Below are 10,050 nucleotides of genomic sequence, written 5' to 3' on the forward strand. Positions count from 1 at the left end.
TTCAGCACGTAATAGGGAGCAGCAAACTCTTCCAGCCAGAAACCAGTTTTCTTTCCGGTATCGCCAAGTTGGTCATGAGACGTGAGAACAATGAGAATCTTCATAGCAAACCTTCTTTTTAAGAACTCAAACATGGCCCTTTTCGCTGCATAACACCTGATTCGCCTTCAGTATTGGTGTGAGAACCTATCGGTGTCGATCGCGACTTGGATGCAACGTTCCATTTGCATGACTGTTTGCATAAATTCAATATAGGTGGCCGCCTTCAAGCTGTCGCCTACAGCAAGTTAAATTTTTTACAGTGCAAATTGATAGATTGACCATGCCATCGCAAAGTAGAAGGCTGGCTCTAACTTAAGTTAGAATCCGAATTTGATCGAAAGTACAGCCTACAAACTGACAATGCCGCGCTTAACGGCAACAATCACAGCTTGGGTGCGATCGCTAACATCTAGTTTATTCAAAATCCGATTGACATGAGATTTAACCGTACCTTCACCAATACTCAAAGCAGCCGCAATATCAGCGTTACTCATCCCCTGTACCAGTGAGCGGAGTACCGCCAGCTCTCGTTCACTCAGTTCTAGATTGCTGAGGCGCTGTACCAACTTTGCTTCTACATCGGGCGGAATAGGTATTGAGCCGAGATATAAGTAAAAACCTGCAAGATGGTCTCGAAGCTCTTACTATATATAGGGTTCAGCCATTTTTAAGTAAAATCGGCAGGATAACGTAAATCTTGGGTATGTATCGCTACAAAAACTGGAGTATTTATTAATTTTATTTACAGGTTTTACAGCAAGGACTTTGAGTATCCTTCGCAATGGATTGTCTGTAACTATTACAGGCAAAGGATTATAGCCCAAAATATTAGCCTTCTACCACAGAGTATTTATTAAACTCTTGGGTTGGCGAAAAGCAATTATTGACCTTCAGACTGCAAGTATCTTCAGGCAAAATCCTACTTTCGCTTAAAAAACGCTCAAACTTATATACAGCAGGGCTTTCCAGACCATATTGCTGTTTTTTACTTGTATCTCGGCTCAATGCCTAAATGAGGCCATTACAAATGCCTTAGATGCTGTAACTAAAAAGACATCATTGGATGGTTCACGCACAACTGTTACTATATTGCACCCAACTGAGAACCGCTATAAGTTTGGGACAAGCGCGTACAATGAAACCTACTTTGGCACGGTGATACCCTTAGCTACTATGAACTTTACGCCGTAGTAAACTTATTATACCTATACAAGCTATCAAAGCTACAACATTTGATGGTTCAGGAACAGTTGGTGTTTTCTGTATATCTAAGAAATTGGCCATATCTTCACCAATGATTTGATGTACACGACGAGTAGGATGAATCTCGTCGAAGTAATAATAGTTATCAGGTGTTGAACAAGCAGGCTCTAACCCCCCAGTGGTGTATAAAAGTTTGCAGGCATCATTTATATTGGTAAAACCAAATGTCGCTGGGGTAGAGCGAATTTTGTTGCTAATTGCAACATGGTCATACAGTGCAACTTCGACACCTAATTGCTTATTCAGGGTATCGAGTTGACCGGGAAGACTTTTATTGATAGCATCTCTAAACTTAGCTGCCTCTTCTGAGTATTGCTCAAAAAGTGGTAATGCAGCTAAATCTGTAGAATTTACAACAAAAAACTGTTCTGCACCTAGCACTGCAAGTTGTGATATTCCAGAAGCAATATTGTTAACAGCAGCATCAGCTAATACATCGACCGAACCAGTCTGATTATTAAAAAACCTTTCTAATAAGTCATTTGTAGATATAAAAATGAAGTATAATCCTTTAGAATCTGGCACACGATTAACTTCTGCTTTATATTCTTCGATTTGACCGAATAAACCAGTATTTTGATATTTATCAAGCCAAGTACTTAAATTGCCATTACCGCTTTTTGCACCACCCACAGCATAATCTGTTAATTGTAAATTTTTTTGTTTTGCTAGTACCTCAACTGATGTTAAGCCGGGATCATTTGTCCATCGACCATCAGAGTCATACACATCTACTTGGGGGAATATAAATGCTCCAGGCACCCCAGAGTTAACTGCTGCTGTTGTAATCCGAAGTGCTGCCCCATTATCTGAATAGCTATCACCAAAAGCATAAATACGAGAAATAGAGTTGAAAGAAGCAGCATAAGCATTATTAACACTTACACACAAAAAAGCCGCACTACTTACTGTGGCAGTAACAAATGTCTTGAAAATTGTATTTTTCAGCATAGATCAATGCATTTCCGAATATCTAAGCGGAAGATAAAACATAAATAATTCTCTCCAAAAGAAACCGTAAGCTCTTGCCGAATGATTTTAATCAGCTTGTAAACGGCTGGACTTCTAGGACATTGATAATCCCCATACATCACTAATACCACGGCGGCACTTAGCACACCTTGACTGTGATCTTGGGTTGAAGCTGGCACAACTAAAGAACTGGAACCGACATTCCGCAGGTTGACATTTTATTTCCGAGGTGTATCAACTTTGCGTCGCTTAGAAGCCTTGAAATAAGCGGATCTGGACTTTGGGCCAAGGCGGTTCAAAATGTTGCGCAATTTTAAGTTGGTCCACTGGCTTGGGAAACAGGCTGATGCTGGAACTGCCTCTATATAAGGGTTTCAGAAGTACATCTGCGCGTTGCACAGGTAAAACTGCTCGTCAACCTGCGGAATGTCGGCTGGAACTATGGTCGTCGATCATCTTTTTATATCTGTATCAAGCATGGAACCTTGTGATTCACTTGCTCAATCCACATGAATTCAATATAAGTAATTGGCTTTTAATTGTCATCTACAGTGAGTTAACATTTTTAAGCTGTAATTTGGTGGAGCAGCCGCTCCTTCTTAAGATAGAAGGTAGGCTCTAACTTAAGTTAGAATCCGAACTTGATCGAAAGTACATCCTACAAACTGACAATGCCGCGCTTAACGGCAACAATCACAGCTTGGGTGCGATCGCTGACATCTAGCTTATTCAAAATCCGATTGACATGGGATTTAACAGTGCCTTCACCGATACTCAAAGCAGTCGCAATATCGGCATTGCTCATTCCCTGTGCAAGTGAGCGGAGTACCGCCAGTTCTCGTTCACTCAGTTCTGGATTGCTGAGCCGTTGTACCAACTTTGCTCCTACATCGGGCGGAATATACTGCTGACCCCGATGAACGGTACGAATAGCATTCAGAAGCTCGTCAGGTTCAGTTTCTTTCAACAGGTATCCTTTTGCGCCTGCCTGCAAGCCCCGGTAAATATCTTCGTCACTATCATACGTTGTCAGTACAATAATCCGAGCCGATTTAGCAGCAGCACAAATTGCACCGATGGCGGCAACTCCCTCCACTTCGGGCATGCAGAGATCCATCAGCGTGATATCCGGTTGATGTTCCCCAAATAGAGCGATCGCTTGTTCCCCATTTTCGGCTTGGGCAATCACGCTCATGTCTGGGTCACGGTTAATAATCGTGGCTAATCCTTGCCGAAAAATGGCGTGATCGTCTGCAATTAAAATCCGAATGGTTGTGGCTTGGCTCATCGTGATGCTACTTCCGATTGACGGTGACAATAATCTCTGTTCCCTGCCCAGGTTGACTCCCAATCGTGAGTTGTGCGCCGATGCGCTCTGCCCGTTCGCTCATGCCGAGTAAGCCAAAACCCTCAGAGAATGGAATACTCCCAACGCCAAAACCCTGTCCATTATCTTTCACGCGCAAGCAAACCTGATCGCGATCGTAGATTAGCTCGACTCGAATTTCGTCAGCATTGGCATGTTTAATCGCATTGGTTAAGGCTTCCTGCCCCATCCGTAGTAGGTTATTCTCGACTTCAGTGGGGAGAGAATACACCGTACCCTCGATCTCATAGTGCAAAGTGGTATCCATTGCGGCAGTTCTGATTTGAGCGATGAGACGATGGAGAGCGCTTTGTAAACTGCCTTCTTCCAAAAGCTGAGGACGCAGCGCGACGACCGATCGCCGTGCTTCAGTCAGTCCAGTTCGCGCCAATTCTTTGATCAGGTCTAGATGTGCTCCAGTTGCTTCTACATCATCCGTTAGCACCTGTTTTGCAGCACCCACCTGAGCCAGAATGCCTGTAAACGCCTGAGCGAGTGTATCGTGAATTTCGCGTGCCATGCGGTTGCGCTCCTCTAAAATTGAGGCTTCTTCTGCTTGCTTCAGCGCCGTAATATCTCGCACTAACCAAATCACCTGCTCGTGCCGAATCGGGGCAATGCGAACCGAAAACCAGATTTCTCGTCCAGCTTTCCAGTGGCTGTATTCAATGGTGAGGACTTGTTGGGTTCTCAGCACCTGCTGCATGCAACTCAAGAATTCATCGGCTTGTTCCTTGGCAAGGAGTTGATGCAGTGTTTTACCAATCTGCTCCTCGATTGGTCTACATGACTGATTGGGCTCTCTCTCGACTGCATCGAGTACTTGCCCTTCAGCAGTTAGTACATACAACGGGTCGGGAATTGCCGCAATTAAAGTTTGCAGCTCTTTCTCTGAAGCTTGTAAAGCCTCTTCTGCTTGTTTACGCTGGGTGGTGTCATTGCCAACCGATAAGATTTCAACGACCTCTCCCTGGTCATTGAAGATGGCTTGATTCGACCAGACCATCCAAACTCGCCGTCCATCTCGACACAGATATTCACCTTCGCCTTGCGGGTACGATTGAGGATTACGAAGTAAATCGTGGACCATGGGTCTCATATCGCGTCCAGAGAGTTCGGCTTCTGGAATGATGGTTTCAAATAAGGTTCGCCCTAAAATCTCATGTTCTTCATAACCCAGGAGTTTCACCCCATAATCGTTGATGTATCGAATTCGTCCTTGCGTGTCATAGCGAATGATAACGGAATTCGCGGTTTGTAGCAGGTTGCGATAATTCGCTTCACTTTGTCTCAATGCGGCTTCGGTCTGTTGACGTTCAGCGATTTCCTGCTGTAGGGATTGAGTTCGCTCTTCTACCTTCCTTTCCAAGGTTTCGGTATAGTCTGCTAACTGTTCATATAACCGAGCATTCTCCAGGGAAATTGCTGCCTGAGCCATCAACAGTTTGAGGACTTGTAAGCGATCGCGGGTAAACACTCCAGTACTGAGATTGTTCTCCAAATAAAGGATGCCGACAAGCTGATTTTGCTTGAGAATTGGCATAGAGAGGAGCGATCGCGTCTGTTGGTGTTGAATATAAGGATCAGTCAAAAAAGATGGTTCGCTGACTGCATCATCAAACACCAGAGTTTCTTGAGTACGTTCTACTGAGTAAATGACGGGGACAGGAATCGTTGCACAGTCAGTAACAGCGATCTTTTCCAGGTTGCACTGTCTACTCCCACTACACTGAGCCACCACAGTGAGTTGATCGTCTTCTAGGAGCACTAGAACGCCTGTTTCGGCTCCGGCATCTTCTATCACCACCTGCATTAACGTGGCGATCAATTGATCGAGATGGATTATTTCTGAAAGAGCTTGAGCTGCTTTCATTACCGCAGCCAAATCGATCGCCGCAGTCGGATGAAGGGTCGTTTTAGCGGTCAAGATTGAGTTCGATTGCCGAATCAGGTTGGAATTGAGTAGTTGTGGATAGCGTTTTTCTAAATCTTTAACTTTAGCAGTTGCGCCCCATCTTTCATAGCAATAGTGTGCTTCTTTCATGTAGAGCTGAGCAATCTTTTCCCGACCTCGCGCTAGATAATGTTTTGCAGCCAATTCGTATGCTAACGCCTCTTCCTGGATATATTCATTTTCTCTGGCTCCTTGAATCGCCTGTTCATAAAACTCTTCAGCCTCAAGAAACTGCCCTAAAACTCGCGCTTTCTCTGCCGCGACTAGATAAAATTTATGTAGATAATTCATTGGGGCGTGTTCTGCCCATTTCTGCATTTTTTCTTGGTTGGTGCTAACACAACTTAGCCAAGCTTCTTTTTCAGAGTTTGAAGCATCAGGTGATAGGCTCAAAAGCGCTAGAGAATGATAGAAACAGAATATAGGTAGAAGCATTATTGCTGTCACCTCTTCAAAATGTTGCCTTGCCACAACGGCGGTTTGTACAGCTTGATGGTATTCTTCAAATAGATAAAACAGTATGACTTTGTGTAAATAGAGTATTTGAATTACAGTTCCATCTTTAACTGCAATAGCGTGTGATAACGCCTCCTCTTCATTACACACCCGACCAACTAAGCGACTGGGATTCTCAGACCTATCTAACAAATTAAGAATTGTCTGCCACACTATTGCCAGCCAATTCGAGGGGCGTTCCCGTCTGATTTGATTGGTCGCTTTGCTATAGGTTGCTGTTTTTTGTTCCAGTTGGGTGAGTTCCTCTCCAGCAGAAAACGAGTTGTAGCATACGTTATAGGCAGCATAACCAGCACATTCAAAGTCTCCAGTTTCCACTCCACTTTGATAGGCATCAGCCAGCATGGGTATTATGTTCCCAAGATGCACCTTCCATTGCATGATATGGGTAGCCGAAAACCTTAGGGTTCTAGCCTTGCCTCTTTTGGTATTCAATTGTTCTGCCGAGGTAAGAGCCAATTGACCAAATTTATAGCCGAGTTCAATGTCTTGAACAACTCCACATAGAACAAATCCGTAGGCAGCATAATACATCGGTGACCAGATAGTATTACCGTAGTTGATTGATAAATTTACCGTTTTGCATATAATCAGTATCCACAGTGCTGGTAACGTTATAAATGCAGCAGACCCTATATTCGCTAGGATTGTTATAGCTGCCAGTGGTTCTGATGCAGCAATCTCTGGTAAATTAGTCAAGTCTTCGATTTCTCGTTCAGCGAGTAGTGCAGCCGTTGACTCCAATTCCCTTTGAACATCTAACTGGCTTGGATTTTCTATTAAATCTATTCCCAAGAGCTTTAACGCTTCCAATCCAGTTTTGAGTGTTTCTTTCAGGTTACCCTGCGACAAATGTCCTTGAATTCTGCTATCGTAAACCTGCACTTTGTCAACCACTGTTTTGGCACGATCAAGTACCACTTCTATCAGCTGTTCCATCTCATCAAAGCAACCCTGGAGATACGTCGCTTCTGCTGCTTCTGAGTACAACGCTAAGGTGAGATCATACTCACTCTGCCAACTCTCTGAATTGAGGAGTTTAAGCCCTGTAGTGAAATACTTAAAAGCTGCTTCATAAGCCGTTGCTGCCTTTGCTTTCTGACCTGCCATTAAATTCAATCTGGCAATTTCAGTTCGTTCTGCTCGAGCAGTGACTAGCTCAAGTCCTTGATTGAGATGATCGATGATTTCAAACAGCCGCTCGGATCGTTGCTCTGGTGAAGTTTTTTCGAGCAAATTGCGACCGATTTGCAGATGAACAACCTGTTTATGCGAATCATCAATCAAAGCATAAGCCGCTTGCTGCACGCGATCGTGCGAAAACTTATACTCTTGAACCAACAAATCTTCGTCCAATTCAGACAGAGGTTGAATTAATCCCGCTTGTATTGCTGCTAATAAATCCTGGAAAATTGCTTTCGGTGATTTTTCGCAAACGGTTCCTTCGGAGTTGCGCTCTGCGCTAAACGCCAACGTCTTTAAATCAAACTCAGACCCAACACAAGCCGCGATGGAGAGAACTTGCTGTGTTGCTTCCGGCAATTTTTGCAACTGACGCAGCAGCAACTCCACCACATTAGCAGTAATATCTTGGGCTTCAATCTTAGCTAGGTTCCACTGCCAACTCAACTGTTGGGCATCAAAAGTCAACAGGTTTTCGCCATACAGCAGCTTCAAAAATTCACCTACAAAGAAAGGGTTGCCCTCGGTTTTACGTGACACGACTTGGGCTAAGGAGCGAACGGTATCAGGATTGTGATGTAATGTCTCAGCTATCAGTTGACTCAACGGTTCCAGTGTTAAGGGGGTCAGGCTTATTTCCTGAAATACTGCTCCCTGGTTTCGCAGGCTCTCTAGCGTTAAGACCACCGGATGCGTTGGAGTCAGTTCGTTATCTCGGTACGCTCCGATCAAAAACAGATACTGGATTTGCTCATCAAGTAAGATGAGTTCGATTAACTTCAACGTCGCAGAATCGATCCACTGTAGATCGTCTAAAAAAATGACTAGGGGATGCTCTTTTGCACAAAACGCCCGCACAAATCTTTGAAACGTGAGATTGAAGCGATTCTGTGCTTCTGTTGCTCCAGCTTCGGGCACAGGCGGCTGCTTGCCAATAATGAACTCAACTTCGGGAATCACATCTATGATAATTTGTCCGTTGCTTCCCAAAGCAGTGAGCAGGCGCGATCGCCATACTTCCACCTGTTCATTGGGTTCACCCAACAGTTGCTGCACCAATTTTTGCAGGGCATCGACGATGGCGCTGTAAGGAATATTGCGCTGGAATTGGTCAAATTTACCCCAGATAAAATAGCCGTGCTTTGCAGTAATCGGTTTAAAGAGTTCCTGTACCAATGCTGTTTTGCCGATGCCAGCGTAACCAGAGACCAGCATCATTTCACGGACTGCCTTACTCCCTACCACTCTGTCAAACGCCACCAATAATGCTTCGATCTCCGCTTCTCGCCCATACAGTTTTTGAGGAATGCGGAACTGCTCGGAGACATCTTGGAGTCCCAACGATAGGGTGTTAATCTGACCCATTTCCGCCAGTTGTTGGGCACAGCGCTCTAGATCTGCTTTGATGCCCCAGGCACTTTGATAGCGATCCTCCGCATTCTTCGCCATCAGTTTCAAAATCAGGTTTGAAACAGGTTGGGGAATCGTGGCATTCAATTCATGCGGGGGAGTCGGCGGTGTAGCAATGTGACAGTGAACTAGTTCCAGGAGATCACTGGTGGGAAACGGCAATTGTCCCGTCAACAGTTCATAGAAGGTTGCACCCAGTGAGTAGAAATCAGTGCGATAGTCGAGCATCCGGTTCATTCGTCCGGTTTGCTCTGGCGACAAATAGGCGGGGGTTCCTTCTAGAAGATGGAGACTTTTGAATGTGGGATTGGTGCGACTGAAGCGAGTGGCAATGCCAAAATCAATGATTTTGACAACGCCAGTCCTCGGATTAAAAACAATATTGCCAGGATTAATATCTTTATGAATGACATGAGCCGCATGGATTTTGCCTAGAGTATCAGTAATGGCGATCGCCATATTCAAAAAAACCGACAGCGGCATGGGACAGAAGTCTAATTGTTGCCGCATCCAGAATTCTAAAGACTCTCCACCAAAATCTTCCAAAAGAAGAACCAGCGTGCGCTGGTAGTCTTGTTGGCTGTATGCCTTGACTACGCCTTCAAGGTTGAGAAAACGAGTAATTTCATATTCCTGCCGATAACGAGTTAATTCCTGAGGAGAGGGATAATCCTGCTTGAGAACTTTGGCAATCACTGCACAGTTATCTTGCTCTCTGATGCCCCGATATACCAAAGAAGCTAAGCTCTCATAGATTTTGCTGTGGATAGTAACTCCAGGCAAGATAATCATTGAATACTCCCCCGATGAAGGACTGCCATCTGTTTCCCGAAGTATATCGCTTGCCAAACTTCAGAACATAAAGCTCCTTGTGTAGATCTTTATACCTTGACTTGTAATTGCTCAACTCAGTAGCCAATCAGACTGATGTGAGGCAAGGACATAGGAAATAGCCTGGAAGGCAGAGATACTCCCTCAGAGGACTGGGGCTTCGGATTCAAGATCTCCCACAGGCTGCCTCGGAATCGAGAGCCGTATTGCTGAAGCGTTGAGGCAGCCAGGGTCTGTCGTCGTTGGTTTACGGCAATAGCTCGTAGTGCCAACCGCTTCATCCGGGGGGCAAACAGGTCGTCGCTCGCATCAAAGGTGTGGGACATCGCTACCGGATTTTGCATTCAGACATTGCTGGTCGGTTGGTTGTATGAATGTACTTTCGATCAAGTTCGGATTCTATCCCTCTTTAGTCACTCTGGTTGAGAAAAAAGTTTTCAAGGCATCAAACAGCCAGTTTGAAAGCGTGTGGCGAAGCGCGGAATTGATTCATGCAGTGAATCAAGCGGTCAAA

At 44.8% G+C, this 10,050-nt stretch carries 4 protein-coding genes and 3 pseudogenes; all 7 read right to left on the bottom strand.

Going from position 1 to position 10,050, the window contains the following annotated elements:
- Positions 1-104: pseudogene (locus H6G13_RS29560) on the bottom strand (type 1 glutamine amidotransferase domain-containing protein); the annotation flags it as partial.
- Between the two features lie 285 nt (positions 105-389).
- Positions 390-632 (bottom strand): annotated as a pseudogene (locus H6G13_RS28875) (response regulator transcription factor); the annotation flags it as partial.
- 574 nt (positions 633-1,206) lie between these two features.
- Positions 1,207-2,256, bottom strand: coding sequence for an SGNH/GDSL hydrolase family protein (locus H6G13_RS25950; protein ID WP_190488391.1), 1,050 nt, complete (start codon positions 2,254-2,256; stop codon positions 1,207-1,209).
- 29 nt (positions 2,257-2,285) lie between these two features.
- A pseudogene (locus H6G13_RS29565) lies at positions 2,286-2,486 on the bottom strand (disulfide bond formation protein DsbA); the annotation flags it as partial.
- Positions 2,487-2,935: 449 nt separating this feature from the next.
- Entirely contained in the window at positions 2,936-3,565 is a 630-nt protein-coding gene (locus H6G13_RS25955) for a response regulator transcription factor (protein WP_190488393.1), read from the bottom strand.
- Positions 3,566-3,572: 7 nt separating this feature from the next.
- A complete protein-coding gene (locus H6G13_RS25960) occupies positions 3,573-9,497 on the bottom strand; it encodes an AAA family ATPase (RefSeq protein WP_190488395.1) in 5,925 nt (1,974 codons plus the stop codon).
- A gap of 116 nt (positions 9,498-9,613) precedes the next feature.
- Complete coding sequence (locus tag H6G13_RS25965) at positions 9,614-9,880, bottom strand: hypothetical protein (RefSeq protein ID WP_190488397.1); 267 nt, start codon at positions 9,878-9,880, stop codon at positions 9,614-9,616.
- Positions 9,881-10,050: the final 170 nt, after the last annotated feature.

The sequence above is a fragment of the Pseudanabaena sp. FACHB-2040 genome (assembly GCF_014696715.1).
Taxonomy (GTDB): domain Bacteria; phylum Cyanobacteriota; class Cyanobacteriia; order Phormidesmidales; family Phormidesmidaceae; genus JACVSF01.